Here is a 16,283-nt window from a genome sequence, read left to right as displayed (position 1 = left end):
ACTCGCCTGCCATTTTTATTATGCTGATAAAAAATGAAATTTATTAATATTATTGGTACCACAGGCTCAGGAAAAACCACTTTTGCTCGTCAATTGGCACACCAGATCAAGCTAGAACATATTGAATTGGATAATTTATTATGGCTGGACGATTGGCAGGAATCAGCAGATGAAGCATTCTTTTGCAAGCTTAAATCGAGTATGGAGGCAGCTGCAACAGGTTGGGTCATTGATAATCTCTATACCCGAAGCATCGAGATGATCTGGTCACAGGTTGATACTGTCATTTGGTTGGATTATTCATTTTCTCTAAATCTGTATCGTCTGACTAAACGAACTTTATCTCGTGCTCTCAGTCAAAAACCATTATGGGAAGATTCTAATAACAGGGAAAACTGGAAATTGATGTTATCCAGAAAATCAATTTTTCTCTGGATGCTTCAGAAATATCCACAAAATAAACAAAGATATGTAGTCATGATGCAAGACTCTAAATATCAACATATTCAATTTATTCGCTTAACATCACCCAGACAGGCGCAGGCGTTTTTAAAACGCTTGAGCGATGTCAATTGAAATAAAAAAGCCTGAGTAATACTCATAATGCTGATCAGTTAAGGGATTTTACAATTAACTCCTTAGCTTTTTAGTTATTCACGACGGAGTCTTATAATTTTAAATCAAATATTTGGAGCTCATCTATTACTTTGGATAAGCCCAAATTAGAATCCTCAAAATATATTTTGAGTTCGCAAGAAAGGCATCTTGTGCCTCACTGCAAAACTCGCCAAATACCTTTTATTGATGAAGTAATCGCAGAAACTTTACTTTTTTAATCTTGCGGTGTATACACCTCATGCCTCGAACAGTTACAGATGACGTTTCCGCGTATCGAATAACATCATGAATTTAAAATAAAAATGCCAGTCAATTTCTTAACTGACTGGCATTAGAGTAATACTCAGGCTTTTTTATCAATTCATGAAAGATTAATGATAGCCATGTAATTGACGGTACAGTCCTGGTGTAACACCTGTCCATTTTTTAAATGCACGGTGGAAGGTACTGGTTTCACTAAAGCCAACTTGTTGTGCCACATCTTCTAAGGTTAAGTTTGGATTCAATAACAGATGGATTGCGGCATCACGGCGTAAGGCATCTTTCACACCTTGATAACTTTTACCTTCCGCAGCCAAACGACGACGTAAGGTTTGCGGTGAAAGATAGAGCATCGAAGCGACATCATTCAAGGTTGGCATTTCTTCACCAATTTGGCTCTTTAATACGTCACGAATACGTGAAGTTAAAGAGTTGGTGTTTTTAAATTTCACCAAAAGCTGAGCAGGCGCAGCTTTCAGGAATTCTTCAAGATTTTCTTCCGTTTGGCGAAGCGGTAAATCTAGATAGTCGGCAGCAAAGGTAATTTCGGTACGCTGTGCATCAAATTGCATGACAGGTGCAAAGAACAGCGCATCGTATTCATCTGCATGCGCAGGACGAGGGTAGCCAAAATGCACGCGTTCTAAAGGCAGGCGGCGTTCAATCAACCAAGAAGCTAGACCATGCCAAATCATCAGCATACTTTCGGTAATGAAGTGATCGGGGTCCATACTTTTGGGAATGAGTGGAACAAGGCGTGCTTCGTGTTTGTCACGCTCCAGTGTTACCGACCATTCATCACCAAACAGTTTATAAAACTGTGATGAAAGTTCTAAAGCATCTCCTAGCGTTTTTGCGTGGATGATAAGCTGACACATAATGGCAAAAGTGCCTAAACGACGTGGCTGAATATCAAAGCCGACGTGTTCATCTTGAGTCACCATCCACAGCATTTTAATAAAACGAGTGTACTGTTCTGGGGAAATACGTGCTTTAGGCTGACGTAATAATTCTGCCTCTATGCCGACATGGGACAATAAGGTTTCGACATCCATGCCTAGACGTTTGACACCTGTGAGAGCGGCATTGACGAAGTGGATACTAATCGTATCGCGACTCATGTTAAATCCTTCAGTCTCTTTTATATTCACTTTAGTTGACCTAAATGACGCTAAAAATTATTTGAATAGCAATTTACAATGGGTATTTTGCCTTGTTTACATCTTAAATTGCCGAAATGATCAAGGTAAATGGCTGAACATGACATTGTTTTATGACTTTTATATTTCTAATATGGATAAAAAATCAACATAGAGTGAGTAAAAATAACATGGATACAGCTTTAAAGGGATTGAAAGTCCTCGATTTTTCCACACTTTTACCTGGACCATTTGCCACATTGTATTTAGCCGATCTAGGTGCAGAAGTGATTCATGTCGAATCGCCTTCACGCCCAGATCTGATTCGTATCTTCCCGCCTTATGCCAATGGACAAGCAACTTCACATAGTTATTTGAATCGTAATAAGAAATCTATAGCCTTAGATTTAAAAGATCCGCAAAACATAGAACTGATTAAAAGTAAAATTGCTGATTTTGATATTGTGGTGGAGCAGTTTAGGCCCGAAGTGATGAAGCGACTGGGTTTGGATTATCACACCCTAGCAAAAATTAACCCACGATTGATTTATTGTTCCATTACGGGCTATGGGCAAACAGGACTTTATAAAGATAAGGCTGGTCATGACATCAATTATCTTGCTCTTGCTGGAATTGTAGGGCATAGCGGTCGACAGGACAGTGGCCCACCGCCGATGGGCATTCAAATTGCTGATATTGCGGGCGGTTCTTTGCATGCGGTGATTGCTATTTTATCTGCAGTGATTGAGCGTCAACGCAGTGGGCAAGGGCAGTATATTGATATCTCAATGACCGATTGTGTGGCTACTTTAAATAGCATGGCAGCAGCAGCAGTTTTAGCTGGGGAAACCAAACAGTATGCAGAACAATCACATTTAAATGGCGCGACCTATTATGACTATTATCAGACCCTTGATGGTCGATATTTATCGGTAGGCAGTATTGAACCACAGTTTATGTCGGGGTTAGCCACCATTTTAGAGCTTCCGATCCTTTTAGAAAAAGGTGCTTCTTTTGATGCAACCGATCAAAAATTAGTGAAGCAAGCGCTACAAGAAAAAATTAAAACCAAGACATGTACGGAATGGACATCCATTTTTGCACAACTAGATGTATGCGTAGAACCCGTTTTGCAATTAGATGAAGCATTAAACTCTGCATTGGCAAAACAACGGCAATGGGTGATTGATGTTCCTCTTGCTGAGCAAAGTACACAGACAGAACCTCAGTTAGCATGTCCGATTAAATTTTCACGCTCAAAAATGAGCTACAAGCATATTGGTAAAAAATTAGGCGAAGATTCTTTTTAAATATCACAATGTGATAAAATATCGCCAAATTTAAACAAAAAACAACAAAAAAAATCATTATTCACAAATAATAGGCGTAACCTATACATAGGTTACATATTGTTAAAAAGGTCACTAATGATGAATAAATATAGTAGGAAAATATTTTTTGGAATTAGCTTTTTAGCAGTTAGTTGTGCAATACAGAGTACTTTTGCTAATCGTACCTTTTCATCTGAAAGCCCTTGGATGTTCGGTGACTGGAATGGTCAACGTACTGAATTACAGATGAAAGGTTATGATTTTAGCCTAGGTTATACGGGTGAAATGGCAACCTTGCTTGATGCAAGGCATGCTTCCAGCCATGGCACTGAATATGCAGATCAATTCGCGATTGGTGCTCATTTCGATTTAAACAAAATCTTAGGGTGGCAAGATACTGAAGCACAAATTACCGTGACTGAGCGTAATGGTCGTTCACTTTCACAAACTTCAGATGCTTTAAATGGTCAATCTACGGGTGTTGAAAATGGTCATTTAAGCTCGACCCAAGAAGTCTGGGGGCGTGGGCAAACTTGGCGTTTAACTGATTTTTGGATTAAGAAAAAATTCTTAGATCAAAAATTAGATGTGAAAGTGGGGCGTTTTGGTGAAGGTGAAGACTTTAATAGTTTTGACTGTGATTTCCAGAATTTGGCTCTTTGTGGTTCGCAAGTGGGTAACTGGGTCGGTGATCAGTGGTACAACTGGCCAGTCAGCCAATGGGCTGCACGGGTGAAATATAACGTCACTCCAGACCTTTATGCACAGCTGGGTGCATACGAATACAATCCTGAAAATTTAGAGCGCGGTAAAGGCTTTAACCTCAGCACTGATGGTTCTCATGGTGCCATTATTCCTACGGAACTGGTTTGGACACCGAAAACAGGTGAACAAAAACTTCCGGGTGAATACCGTGCTGGTTATTACTACAGCACAGCCGATGCGGTGGTGATTGGTCACCAAGATCAAAAAGATCAACACCAAGGTGGTTGGCTTGTTGCGAAGCAACAATTAACGGCACATAAAGGTGATGTCTCTCGTGGTCTCACTGGTTTTGTCAACGTAACTGTGCATGATTCAGCAACCAACAACGTTAGCGATATGCAAAATATCGGTCTGGTTTATAAAGGTGCGATGGATTCACGTCCTAAAGACGAAATGGCTTTCGGTCTTGCACGTATCAATCTGAACGATGATCTAAATGATGGTCGTAGCGAAGAATATGATGCAGAAGTTTACTATGGTTTACATGCAACCAATTGGTTAACCATTCGTCCGAATGTTCAATATATTCGTCATGTCGGTGCATATAAGAATGGCGAAAATGCTTGGGTGGGTGGGGTTAAGTTTCAAACAGCATTCTAGTTTGTAGATAATAAATACTTGAGTAACAACTGAAGCCTTGAGTTTTTTACGCTTTCAGACATGCTATATCGGTAGCCTTAGGTATTTAAAATCTAAAAACTAATAAAAAAAGCTGCTCATATTTGTTCACAAGTATGAGCTTTTCAATTAAGAATTTTAGAAATAGGTGGTTAATATGAATACTCCATCTTCAGGTTCAGGTTTAAAAACGATTTTAGCCATTGTTGCTATCATTTTCGGTTTAGTCCTGCTGGTTGGAGGAATTTATCTTGCAGTGCTTGGTGGGTCTTGGTACTACATCATTGCAGGTTTATTCTTCATCGCTACTGCAATTTTATTGCAAAAATTAAAAAGCTCAGCATTGATTGTGTATGCAATATTTGTATTGGGTACAGTGGTATGGGGCTTATGGGAAGTGGGTTCTGACTTCTTTGCATTGGCTCCTCGTTTAGATATTTTAGGTTTATTTGGTCTTTTATTGTTAATTCCAGCAGTCACTCGTGGTTTTAACAATACCAAAGGTGCAAAAATTGCCCTGACGGGTACATTGGCCATCACTATTGCAGTGATGATCTATGCGGTATTTAATGATCCTCAAGAAATTCGCGGGGAATTAACGACCAAGCAGCCTGCCACTGCTCAGCCGATTCCGGGTATTGCTGATGCGGACTGGCCAGCCTATGGTCGTACTCAGTCGGGTCTACGTTATTCGCCATTAAATCAAATTAATTCAGAGAACGTGAAAGACTTAAAAGTCGCTTGGACGTATAACACAGGCGATTTTAAAACTGAAAATGACTCAGGTGAAACCACCAATCAGGTGACGCCAATTAAAGTTGGCGACAATATGTACATCTGTACAACACACCAGAAATTGGTTGCGCTGGATCCGACAACGGGTCAGGCGAAATGGACATTTGATCCGAAATTAAAAGCGGATAAAACCTTCCAACATTTAACCTGTCGCGGTGTTTCGTATTTTGATGCGAGCAATACAGCAGGTTTCGAAACCAGTTTAGCTGCGAAGAAAACCACTTCAGCAGAATGCCCTCAAAAAATCATTTTACCTGTCAATGATGGTCGCCTTGTTGCGATCAATGCCAAAACGGGTCAAGCATGTACAGATTTTGGTAAAAATGGCGAAGTTGATTTACAAAAAGACATGCCATTCCCTTATCCGGGCGGGTATATCCCAACGTCACCGCCAGTGATTACCGGTACAACCATTATTATTGCCGGTTCAACCACAGATAACTATTCAACTGAAGAGCCATCGGGTGTGATCCGGGGTTATGATGTCAATACAGGCGAACTTCTTTGGGTCTTTGATACGGGCGCGGAAGATCCAAATGCCATTCCTGCACCGGGTCAAAAATATGTTCAAAATTCGCCAAACGCATGGGCACCTTTAGCTTATGACGCGAAGTTAGACATTGTGTATGTACCAACCGGTGTCGGTACGCCTGATATTTGGGGCGGGAACCGTACTGAGTTGCATGAGCGTTATGCAAACTCGATGTTGGCGATCAATGCGACAACAGGTAAATTGGTATGGAACTTCCAAACCACGCATCATGATTTGTGGGATATGGACGTACCATCTCAACCGACATTGACCGATATTAAAGACAAATCTGGGAATTTGGTTCCTGCAATTTATGTGTTGACTAAAACGGGGAATGTCTTTGTTCTAGACCGTCGTACCGGTGCAGCGATTGTTCCAATTACTGAGAAACCTGTGCCACAAACAGTGAAACGTGGTCCACAAACCAAAGGTGAACGTTATGCTGCTACACAACCGTTCTCTGATTTTGATCTTGCACCGAAAGAAAAATTAACGGATAAACAAATGTGGGGTGCCACCATGTTTGACCAATTGATCTGCCGTGTGTCTTTCCATAAATTGAACTACGATGGCATTTATACTCCACCTTCTGAAAATGGGACTTTGGTGTTCCCGGGTAATTTAGGTGTGTTTGAATGGGGCGGCATGTCAGTCAACCCAGACCGTCAAATTGCCGTAATGAATCCAATTGGCTTACCATTTGTATCTAAACTGATTCCAGCTGATCCGAACCGTCCAAAAACGGCTAAAGGCGCGGGCACTGAAGCGGGTGTTCAGCCAATGTATGGTGTGCCTTACGGTGTGGAAATCAGTGCGTTCTTATCTCCATTCGGTTTGCCATGTAAGCAACCTGCTTGGGGTTATGTGGCTGGTGTCGATTTAAATACCCATGAAGTGGCTTGGAAACGTCGTATTGGTACAATTCGTGACAGTATGCCGGGTATTCCATTACCACCATTTAAAATGGGTGTGCCAATGCTTGGCGGTTCAATTTCTACTGCGGGTAACGTAATGTTTGTTGGTGGTACTCAGGATGATTACATTCGTGCAATCAATGTGACCAATGGTGATGAACTTTGGAAAGGTCGTTTGCCAGCAGGTGGACAAGCAACCCCAATGACCTATGAAAGCAACGGTAAACAATACGTGGTGATTATGGCGGGTGGACATGGTTCATTTGGCACCAAGATGGGTGATGCTCTAGTGGCTTATGCTTTACCCGATCAAAAATAATCTGTTGTAAATAGTCGATTTAAAAGCCTGATTCGTCAGGCTTTTTTATTGGTTTTATTCTGTCTTAAAATATATTTTCTTATTTAGATTTGAATATTTACGTTGTATATGAGAAATAATGATAAACAAGTGAAAAGAACATCAAATCGAATAAAGGCGGCAGGATTTTGCTGTATCCCACGATATCTGTGAAATATTGACACCCTTATCAATAAAACCGCTATTAAATATGTAAAAAACGCATTTTGTTGATAGGTTAAATCTCGTTATGCTGTGCATCGTTATAATAGAAACTACTAGCCGTACGCCATGTATTTATATACTGATTTTGATCAGCAACTGGTCAATGAACGTGTTGCACAATTCCGTGACCAAACGGAACGTTATTTAGCGGGTAAATTGACGGAAGATGAATACCGTCCGCTACGTCTACAAAATGGTTTATACGTTCAACGCTATGCGCCAATGTTACGTATTGCTGTGCCTTATGGCTTAATGAACTCAAACCAACTGCGTAAAATTTCGGATTTGGCAAAAGAGTATGATCGTGGGTATGCCCATGTATCAACGCGTCAAAATATTCAGTTTAACTGGCCAGCACTCGAAAATGTACCTGACATGTTGGCAGAACTTGCAACAGTTCAAATGCATGCCATTCAAACCTCAGGTAACTGTATTCGTAATACCACGACCGATCAGTATGCTGGTGTGGTGGCAGGTGAAATTGCAGATCCACGTCCAACCTGTGAATTGATTCGTCAATGGTCAACATTCCATCCAGAATTTGCCTTCTTGCCACGTAAATTTAAAATAGCAGTCTCTGCATTGGCGGAAACGGATCGTGCCGCAGTTTCATTCCATGATATCGGTGTGTATATCGTGAAAAATGAAGCAGGCGAAATTGGCTATAAAATTAAAGTCGGTGGTGGTTTAGGCCGTACACCAGTCATTGGTAGCTTTATTCGTGACTTTTTACCACGTGAAGATTTAATCGCCTATTTAGAAGCCGTTTTACGTGTTTATAACTTGCATGGTCGCCGTGACAACAAATATAAAGCGCGGATCAAAATTTTGGTCAAAGCGTTAACGCCTGCGGTGTTTGCGGAAAAAGTTGAAGCTGAATTTGCGCATACCATTCAGACTTTAAAAATTCAGCCTGAAATTTTGACAAAATTAGACCAAGAATTTACACCGTTTGATTATCAAGATTATGCAGATGAAGACTTTACTGAATTGTTTGCAGCTTATCCGAAATTCAAGCAATGGTTTAATATCAACAGCAATGCACATAAAGTAACAGGTTATCGTATCGTTACGATTTCACTGAAACGTGCTGGTATTGCACCAGGTGATATGAGCACTGAAGAAATGAACTTGATCGCAGATCTTGCAGATCAATATACATTCGGTGAACTTCGTACCACGCATGAACAAAATATTTCATTGGTTGATGTACCGCAAAAAGATTTATTTGCAGTATGGCAAGCACTGGAAGCGAATAATTTGGCACGCGCACATATTGGTTTTGTCACCGATATTATTTGCTGTCCGGGCGGTGATTTCTGTTCATTGGCAAATGCGAAATCTATTCCAATTTCAGAAGCGATTTCACGCCGTTTTGATGATTTAGACACGATTTACAACTTAGGTAAATTGGATCTCAACATCTCTGGCTGTATGAATGCCTGTGGTCATCACCATGTGGGGAATATTGGTATTTTAGGTGTCGATAAAAAAGGTGCCGAGTTCTACCAAATTACCTTGGGTGGCAACGCGGATCATGATGCTTCAATTGGTGACATTTTAGGGCCATCATTTGCAGCAGACCGTGTCCCTGATGTGATTGAAGAAATTTTAAATACCTATCTTGATCTTCGTACTGAAGGTGAAGAGTTTATAGAAACCTATCGCCGTGTTGGCATTCAACCCTTTAAGGAGCGTGCATATGCTTAATACCGCACTACAAGTGCTCTCTAAAGATGGCACGATTGCAGACAATACTTATCAAGTGATTGGCGAAGATGGCATATTGCCACAAGGTGATGTGGTTTTAACCGTTGAACAGTTAGATCAAATTGCAAATGTATCTGGCAAAAAAGCGCTCTACATTACTGTGGATGCTTCTCCTGAAGTGAACGAATTCCCACTTGATCAACTCGATGCAATCTTTATTGAGTTTGCAGGCTTTAACGATGGTCGTGGTTATTCATTTGCAGCATTGCTACGTCGTCAAGGCTATCAAGGCGAACTTCGTGCGACAGGCGATATTTTTAAAGATGTGTTGAACTATTTGAAGCGTTCGGGTTTCGATACTTTCGTGGTGAAAGAAGGTAAAGATATTCATGAAGCAGCAGCAGGTTTACATGATTTTAAACATCCGTACCAAGCATCGACGGCAGTTGCACAAGCAAGTTATCAAACAGGTGCTTAATTTTAGTTAAGTGCTCAAAAACGCCGGATAAATTCCTAATGCCAGTCAGTTAAGAAATTGACTGGCATTTTATTTTTTAAATTCATGATGTTATTCGACACGCGGAAACGTCATCCGCAACTTGAGCAATAAATAAAGCACGGCTTTATTTTGCAGCGCAAGGCATGAGGTGTATACACCGCAAGATTAAAAAAGTAAGGTTTCTGCGATTTATTAATCAATAAAAGGGATTTGGCGAGTTTTGCGGTAAGGCGCACTGCGCCGCAAGATGCCTTTCTTGCGAACTCAAAATATATTTTGAGGCTTCTTATTTGGGCTTATCCAAAGTAATAGATGAGCTCCAAGTATTTGATTTAGAAAAATATAAGACTCCGTCATGAATAACTAAAAAGCTAAGGACTTTATTTCTAAAATCCTTAACTGACTGGCATTAGGATAAATTCCGGCTTTTTTGTGTTTATACGCATCATTTTTATGAACACACTTGAGAAAAGTAACAAGGTAACTTTGGCATTGCACTTGTGCTTTACATGATTTCCTTTACTTGCACGGCGTATGCGTTGAAATTTATGTAAGCAGGAATTTTATATGTGCTGTGGTCTGGCACTGGTGCATGGCCACAACACTACTTGTCAAAAATTTTTTAGAGTAGAGCATCGATTTGGCAGGATGGCTAGGTATTGGTTTTATTACAGTGGGTCTGACGATTATCGCGCAATTTTTAAATATTGATGTTGAATAATAGACAGAGAATGACAGTTATTTCATAATTTGTTATAAGAAATAAACTCCTTAATTTAAAAAGAAAATGTTTAAATTCCTAAAAAAGATATTTGGTTCGTTTGAACAGCATATAAATACATCTGAAGTATTAAAGAAGCATTCCGTTGAGGATTTGGAAAAGCAATATTGTGATGTGAGTATACCAAAAATAAAAAATGAAAATTTTAAAGAAAATTATTTGGATGAATTACTTTGGCAGCTTAGAAGTCATGATGGATATAGGCGTCAAAAGATATTAGAAAAGCTACAAGATTGTTATGAGACTGCACTTTTTCCAGCTTTATTATTTCGCTTAAGTGACTATGTTTCAATTAACCAAAAGTTAGCGGCTGCACACTTTCAACGTTGGAGTGAAAGACCAGAATTTAGTCAGCTCTGCATTGATTATTTTTTAGATGTTGCGGCAATACAAAAACGGATACGTGTTGTTACAGAAGTTGAAGACTTATTATTGAAAGAGGTTGCTCATAATAAAGATTATTTGCGCGAAACTTTGATTTCATTACAAGGGAAGTTGCCTCGTATTTTGTTAGTTTATATCAAAAAATATAAATGGATTGAACAGGACCATTTGATTGAATTATGCAAAGTTGCGAAAGATCAAATGGTTCGTAAATTTTGGCTTGATCATGTTGTTCAAAATCAATCAAATCAGGATCTTTTGGTCGAGCTCAAAACATCAAAATTTCGAGATGTGCAGTATTATTTATTTGATGTCTTATATCAAAGGAGTGTCTTAACAACAGATGATTTGATTCATTTTTGGCACAGTCATTTTTTATCTATAATGGATTATGCATATTTCGCTTTAAGGCAATGTCAATTTGATTTTGAAAAATATTTTGCTCAATATCCTATTGAAAATTTAAACCAACAGCAGATGAAAACCAGAGTTTATCAATGGGTTCTGTGGAAAGGAGAGTCATCTCATCTTTTTGAGATTATTAAAAAAATTGAATCCCAAAAAGTTGCAAATGCATTGGCATTATTTGCATTGAAACAAAAAATTATCAAACTAGATCAATATTTAGGATACTTCCAATCTACTAAACAAATGGTATCACCGCATCAATTTATTAAAGCAAAAGTGTATAGTGATACCCAGCCTACTTTAGATGAGCTAAAACAGTATTTATGCTTGGTCAAAGAAAACTTGTCATTTCAACAGAGATTAGATCTAACACAAGGTTATAGTTTATGGGATCAGCTTTATTGGTTTGTTGCCCAACAAAAATTTATTGAAACCGAACAAGATCAACAGAACTTTTACTATCATTTACGATGTCGTTTACAATTTCTAAGTTATGAAATCTATCCTCCACGATGGACAGTACTCCAGAAAAATGAAATGAAACAGCATTTACCAGCTTTTATTAAACAATATCCTGAGGTTTTTGAAGATATTGGAGTTAAGAGGATATTAGAAAATATATATAACTAAATTCTAAAGATCGTAGCACAGAAATATTTTCGTAAAATACCATTTCATAAGGTTTTATGTGTGCTACCAAATTAAGTAATCAGCTATAGAGTCACATAGATGCAATATAAATTTTATATTGCATCATTACAAACAAGAAATTATTCTTTTAATTGACAATTGACCATCCATTTCACCCCAAATTGATCGGTAAAAGCGCCATACAATGCTCCCCAAAATGTTTTTTCTAAAGGCATTTCAATTTGACCATTTATGGCTAAAGCATCAAATAAGCGTTTTGCTTCTGCTTGCTCACTGGCATCTAAATTAATTGAAATATAATGATTCGTGCCTTGAGTAAAAACGGTCGAGCTTTGTGCGCAGAATTGATCACTGGTGTCTGAACCCATTAAGATGGTGAATTCATTGATGGGGAGTGACACATGCAGAATGTAATCTTTTTCTTTATCCGAAACCTGCGCATCTGGGAGTTCTGAATATTTTTTTAGAAACGAAAACTCACCACCAAAAACAGATTTATAAAAGTTAAAAGCAGCTTCGGTTTTACCTTGGAAATTGAGGTAATGATTGAGTTGCATCTTGATATGTCCATATTGTTGTTTTGACAGATACAACTTACCAGCTCATATCCCAAATATTAATGAATAAATTGTAATCAAAAAAAATCCCTCAATGATGAGGGATAAAGTTCTCTCCCGATAGGAGAGAGCTAGAGAGGGGGATTATAGTAATTCGATTGCTACAGCAGTTGCTTCACCGCCACCAATACATAAAGCAGCAATCCCTTTTTTACCGCCAGTACGTTTTAAGGCATGGATTAAAGTCAAAATAATACGTGAACCTGTAGAACCTACAGGATGGCCGAGCGCACAAGCACCGCCATGAATATTCACTTTTTCCGCATCCAATTTAAAGTCATCAATTGGGCACATGGTAACCATCGCAAATGCTTCATTGATTTCCCACAGATCGACATCGGAAGCCGTCCAGCCCGCTTTATCCAATGCTTTTTGAATGGCACCCACTGGTGCAATGGTGAATTCTGAAGGGTGCTGAGAATTTGATGCATAAGCCACAATTTTCGCAAGCGGGTTTAAACCTTTTGCCGCTGCATTGTCTGCAGACGTTAATACTAATGCAGAAGCACCATCAGAAATGGAGCTGGCATTTGCAGCGGTAATAGTACCGTCTTTGGCAAAGGCAGGACGTAGCGTTGGAATTTTATCAATATTGGCATTAAACGGTTGTTCATCTTTATCAATGACAACATCGCCTTTACGTGATGAAACCGTCACTGCTACGATTTCATCTACAAAATAGCCTTCGGTAATGGCTGTTTGTGCGCGTTTAAGTGAACGAATGGCAAAGTCATCCATTTGTTGGCGAGTATAGCCTCGAATGTTGGCCATATCTTGAGCAAAAGAACCCATTAGGCGACCTGTTTCAGCATCTTCTAAGCCATCAAGGAACATATGATCTTTGATTTCACCATGACCCATGCGGTAACCACCACGTGCCTTTGGTAACACATAAGGTGCATTGGTCATTGATTCCATACCGCCTGCGACCACAATTTCAGCAGAACCAGCTTTAATCATATCTGCTGCTTGCATGACCGCTTTCATGCCAGAACCACATAACTTGTTAATGGTGACTGCACCTGTTGAGTCAGGAAGACCCGCTTGGCGCATTGCTTGGCGTGCAGGGCCTTGCTTTAATCCAGCAGGAAGTACGCAGCCCATAATGACTTCTTCAACATCGGTTGGTTGTAATCCTGAACGAGCAATCGCTGCTTTAATGGATGCAGCACCCAATTCTGGTGCTGTTACACTTGCTAAACTTCCTTGAAAACCGCCCATTGCTGTACGTGCACCATTTACAATTACGATGTCTGTCATTGTTTTGCTCCGATATTTACTTTTAACTAAATTATTTTCTAAACTTAAGCAGTATATTGAAAAAAACAGAGGAATAAAGTCTGATCAGTCTCTAGTTGTAGACTCATGGGTTCTTAGCAAGTGAAGGGCTTTTCAATGCGAACATTTCCCATCTGACTGAGTATGATTTTATGCGATGCTTGCTGAGCAGTGGAGCAATAATAAAAACTACCATTCGAACCAATAGGAAGACCATTGGCTGCTTGAAAAGTTAAACTGGGAATGCTTAGTGTTCCTCTCCAATTTAAATTACCATATTTTAAATCGGTTGATTCGGTCAGGATAATGTGTTCATTGGCATCCACCTGTCGGTTTTTATTAGAATCGATAAAAATAATAAAACCTGAATTCCAATGGTTCACTTGACAATTTAATTTATCTTGGCTAGGACAAATAACCACATTGCTATGTTGAAGAGCTGCATGTGACTTTGCAAATTGAATGCTTGAAATCAGTTTGTTGGTGGTTTTGATTGTTTCTTGTTTAGCCATGATTTCATGAAAATAAGGTAGTGCGAGGATTGTAATAATCGCTAAAATAGCGACCGTAATGATCAGCTCTATGAGCGTAAAACCATTTTTTTGTTTAAAAAACATTGAATTAACCTTTTGGTGTATTTTTTTAATTGTTTATGTTATTAATGTTTTGTTTTTAATCGTTTTTTCTGTAAGTAATATTTATTACTCAACTTTTAAGAAAACTGTTAAAATAATTCGCAAGTGACCATAAGCTATTCGCAACAAAAAATTGAGTAAAAAATTACCGAATTACAACGGAAATTGTAAGTAATTTTGTCAATAATTCACTTGATTAAATTTATCAAGCACTTGGAAAAAAAATAAAGTGTTTGTATGATTCATAGTGAGTAGCTTAAAAATAAAACTGGGTATTAGAAAACCTATTTCAGGATAGCCAAATTTTAGGCTTGAGCTTGAACAACAATTGTTATCTCTGGAGGATAAATCCATGAAAATGAGTCGTATTGCACTAGCTATGCTAGTTGCTGCACCTTTAGCTGCTGCGAATGCTGGCGTAACTATTACCCCATTAATGGTTGGTTATACTTTCCAAGACACGCAACACAACAACAGCCGTGGCAACCTAACTAATAATGGTCAAGAACTTCAAGACGATTTATTCGTTGGTGCTGCGATTGGTGTTGAATTGACTCCATGGTTAGGTTTCGAAACTGAATATAACCAAGTTAAAGGTGATTCAGACGTTAATCAGGGCGAATATAAACAAACTCAAATCAATGGTAACTTTTATGCTACTTCTGATTTGATCACTAAAAACTACGACAGCAAAATTAAGCCGTACGTATTATTAGGTGCTGGTCACTATAAATATGAGCTTGATAGCGCTGCTGGTCGTAATGTTGCTGGTGCTCCTGCTCGTGGTCTTGAAGAAGAAGGTACTTTAGGTAATGCTGGTCTTGGTGCTTTCTGGCGCTTAAACGATGCTTTGTCTTTACGTACTGAAGCTCGTGCTACTTACAACATCGATGAAGATTTCTGGAACTACACAGCTTTAGCTGGTCTAAATGTTGTTCTTGGTGGTCACTTGAAACCAGCTGCACCTGTAGTTGAAGTTGCTGTCGTTGAACCTGTTGTTCCAGTTCAACCAGTTCCACAAGAGTTGACTGAAGACCTTAACATGGAACTTCGTGTGTTCTTTGATACAAACAAATCAAACATCAAAGATCAATACAAACCAGAAATTGCTAAAGTTGCTGAAAAGTTAGTTGAATATCCAAACGCTACTGCTCGCATCGAAGGTCACACAGATAACACTGGTCCACGTGCATTAAACGAACGTTTATCTTTGGCTCGTGCTAACTCTGTTAAATCTTCACTTGTAAATGAATACAATGTAGATCCAGCTCGTTTGTCTACTCAAGGTTTTGCTTGGGATCAACCGATTGCTGACAACAAAACTAAAGAAGGTCGTGCTATGAACCGTCGTGTATTCGCGACTATTTCTGGTAGCCGTACTGTAATTGCTCAACCAGCTCAATAATTTATTATTGAACTGAGTTAAAAAAAGCAGCCGTCAGGCTGCTTTTTTTATGAAGAAAAATTTATTTTTATAATGGATACTTTACATAAATCAAAAAATGTTCAATATTCGATTTTTTTAAATCAGCACTGTCTCATTTGATCGATTCAGTTTTTATGCCTTTGCATAGGCATGAGCGCTACTTTTGAAAGGTTAAGCACTAGCATTGCCACGCAAGACAAAACCTTTTGTTTCCTATACACATATTCTGAGCAGGTTTTAATGTACTGCATTTAAAATGCAGCGTAAGGATAGGAAGCGTGTGCTATCCATGTCACATTCATGAATCCAATACTTACTAAAATTTATTTTTAATTTTGGCTTTACGAACCACTTCTGTT

12 protein-coding genes and 1 pseudogene are annotated in these 16,283 nt (G+C 38.9%); 9 read left to right on the top strand and 4 right to left on the bottom strand.

Features of this window, described 5'->3' with window-relative positions; genetic code table 11:
- Positions 1–33 precede the first annotated feature (33 nt).
- Positions 34–576 carry an AAA family ATPase gene (locus B9T30_RS13035; protein WP_086185380.1) on the top strand — a complete coding sequence of 181 codons (543 nt, stop codon included), beginning with the start codon at positions 34–36 and terminating at the stop codon, positions 574–576.
- A gap of 413 nt (positions 577–989) precedes the next feature.
- On the opposite strand, the gene B9T30_RS13030 is transcribed toward B9T30_RS13035, so the two are convergent.
- Positions 990–2,000 carry an AraC family transcriptional regulator gene (locus tag B9T30_RS13030; RefSeq protein ID WP_086185379.1) on the bottom strand — a complete coding sequence of 337 codons (1,011 nt, stop codon included), beginning with the start codon at positions 1,998–2,000 and terminating at the stop codon, positions 990–992.
- Between the two features lie 209 nt (positions 2,001–2,209).
- On the opposite strand from B9T30_RS13030, the gene B9T30_RS13025 reads away from it, so the two are divergent.
- The 7 genes and pseudogenes from B9T30_RS13025 to B9T30_RS12995 all read left to right on the top strand — a co-directional run bounded on the left by B9T30_RS13025 (position 2,210) and on the right by B9T30_RS12995 (position 11,947).
- Entirely contained in the window at positions 2,210–3,328 is a 1,119-nt protein-coding gene (locus tag B9T30_RS13025) for a CaiB/BaiF CoA transferase family protein (RefSeq protein WP_086185378.1), read from the top strand.
- Between the two features lie 120 nt (positions 3,329–3,448).
- Positions 3,449–4,714 carry a carbohydrate porin gene (locus B9T30_RS13020; protein WP_086185377.1) on the top strand — a complete coding sequence of 422 codons (1,266 nt, stop codon included), beginning with the start codon at positions 3,449–3,451 and terminating at the stop codon, positions 4,712–4,714.
- 175 nt (positions 4,715–4,889) lie between these two features.
- Positions 4,890–7,292 carry a glucose/quinate/shikimate family membrane-bound PQQ-dependent dehydrogenase gene (locus B9T30_RS13015; RefSeq protein WP_086185376.1) on the top strand — a complete coding sequence of 801 codons (2,403 nt, stop codon included), beginning with the start codon at positions 4,890–4,892 and terminating at the stop codon, positions 7,290–7,292.
- A gap of 309 nt (positions 7,293–7,601) precedes the next feature.
- Positions 7,602–9,245 carry a nitrite/sulfite reductase gene (locus B9T30_RS13010; protein WP_086185375.1) on the top strand — a complete coding sequence of 548 codons (1,644 nt, stop codon included), beginning with the start codon at positions 7,602–7,604 and terminating at the stop codon, positions 9,243–9,245.
- A complete protein-coding gene (locus tag B9T30_RS13005) occupies positions 9,238–9,723 on the top strand; it encodes a DUF934 domain-containing protein (protein WP_074946057.1) in 486 nt (161 codons plus the stop codon). The genes B9T30_RS13010 and B9T30_RS13005 overlap by 8 nt, the downstream gene beginning before the upstream one ends.
- Positions 9,724–10,232: 509 nt before the next feature.
- A pseudogene (locus B9T30_RS16705) lies at positions 10,233–10,465 on the top strand (SMR family transporter); the annotation flags it as partial.
- 66 nt (positions 10,466–10,531) lie between these two features.
- Positions 10,532–11,947, top strand: coding sequence for a hypothetical protein (locus B9T30_RS12995; protein ID WP_086185374.1), 1,416 nt, complete (start codon positions 10,532–10,534; stop codon positions 11,945–11,947).
- A gap of 140 nt (positions 11,948–12,087) precedes the next feature.
- Here the strand turns inward: B9T30_RS12995 and B9T30_RS12990 are convergent, their stop codons facing one another.
- The 3 genes from B9T30_RS12990 to B9T30_RS12980 form a co-directional block, all read right to left on the bottom strand.
- Positions 12,088–12,525 (bottom strand): VOC family protein, encoded by a 438-nt coding sequence (locus tag B9T30_RS12990; protein WP_086185373.1) that lies wholly within the window; start codon positions 12,523–12,525, stop codon positions 12,088–12,090.
- Between the two features lie 144 nt (positions 12,526–12,669).
- Complete coding sequence (locus B9T30_RS12985; protein WP_086185372.1) at positions 12,670–13,845, bottom strand: thiolase family protein; 1,176 nt, start codon at positions 13,843–13,845, stop codon at positions 12,670–12,672.
- 113 nt (positions 13,846–13,958) lie between these two features.
- Positions 13,959–14,480, bottom strand: a complete 522-nt coding sequence (locus tag B9T30_RS12980) for a GspH/FimT family pseudopilin (RefSeq protein ID WP_086185371.1) — start codon at positions 14,478–14,480, stop codon at positions 13,959–13,961.
- A 370-nt stretch (positions 14,481–14,850) separates the two neighbouring features.
- Here B9T30_RS12980 and omp38 point away from each other — a divergent pair, with 370 nt between their 5' ends.
- On the top strand, positions 14,851–15,903 hold the full coding sequence (gene omp38 / locus B9T30_RS12975) for an outer membrane protein Omp38 (protein ID WP_086185370.1): 1,053 nt from the start codon (positions 14,851–14,853) through the stop codon (positions 15,901–15,903).
- Positions 15,904–16,283: the final 380 nt, after the last annotated feature.

It is taken from the genome of Acinetobacter sp. ANC 4973 (genome assembly GCF_002135275.1).
GTDB lineage: Bacteria > Pseudomonadota > Gammaproteobacteria > Pseudomonadales > Moraxellaceae > Acinetobacter > Acinetobacter kyonggiensis.
Note: the sequence above shows the minus strand (reverse complement) of the source record. Positions and strands in the feature narration are given on the sequence as shown.

What these genes read in the sequence shown, in the direction of transcription:
- B9T30_RS13015 (WP_086185376.1), top strand. Translation starts at nt 4,890, where the DNA reads ATGAATACTCCATCTTCAGGTTCAGGTTTAAAAACGATTTTAGCCATT.
- B9T30_RS13010 (WP_086185375.1), top strand. Translation starts at nt 7,602, where the DNA reads ATGTATTTATATACTGATTTTGATCAGCAACTGGTCAATGAACGTGTT.
- B9T30_RS13035 (WP_086185380.1), top strand. Translation starts at nt 34, where the DNA reads ATGAAATTTATTAATATTATTGGTACCACAGGCTCAGGAAAAACCACT.
- B9T30_RS13030 (WP_086185379.1), bottom strand. Translation starts at nt 2,000, where the DNA reads ATGAGTCGCGATACGATTAGTATCCACTTCGTCAATGCCGCTCTCACA.
- B9T30_RS13005 (WP_074946057.1), top strand. Translation starts at nt 9,238, where the DNA reads ATGCTTAATACCGCACTACAAGTGCTCTCTAAAGATGGCACGATTGCA.
- omp38 (WP_086185370.1), top strand. Translation starts at nt 14,851, where the DNA reads ATGAAAATGAGTCGTATTGCACTAGCTATGCTAGTTGCTGCACCTTTA.
- B9T30_RS13025 (WP_086185378.1), top strand. Translation starts at nt 2,210, where the DNA reads ATGGATACAGCTTTAAAGGGATTGAAAGTCCTCGATTTTTCCACACTT.
- B9T30_RS12990 (WP_086185373.1), bottom strand. Translation starts at nt 12,525, where the DNA reads ATGCAACTCAATCATTACCTCAATTTCCAAGGTAAAACCGAAGCTGCT.
- B9T30_RS12995 (WP_086185374.1), top strand. Translation starts at nt 10,532, where the DNA reads ATGTTTAAATTCCTAAAAAAGATATTTGGTTCGTTTGAACAGCATATA.
- B9T30_RS12980 (WP_086185371.1), bottom strand. Translation starts at nt 14,480, where the DNA reads ATGTTTTTTAAACAAAAAAATGGTTTTACGCTCATAGAGCTGATCATT.
- B9T30_RS12985 (WP_086185372.1), bottom strand. Translation starts at nt 13,845, where the DNA reads ATGACAGACATCGTAATTGTAAATGGTGCACGTACAGCAATGGGCGGT.
- B9T30_RS13020 (WP_086185377.1), top strand. Translation starts at nt 3,449, where the DNA reads ATGAATAAATATAGTAGGAAAATATTTTTTGGAATTAGCTTTTTAGCA.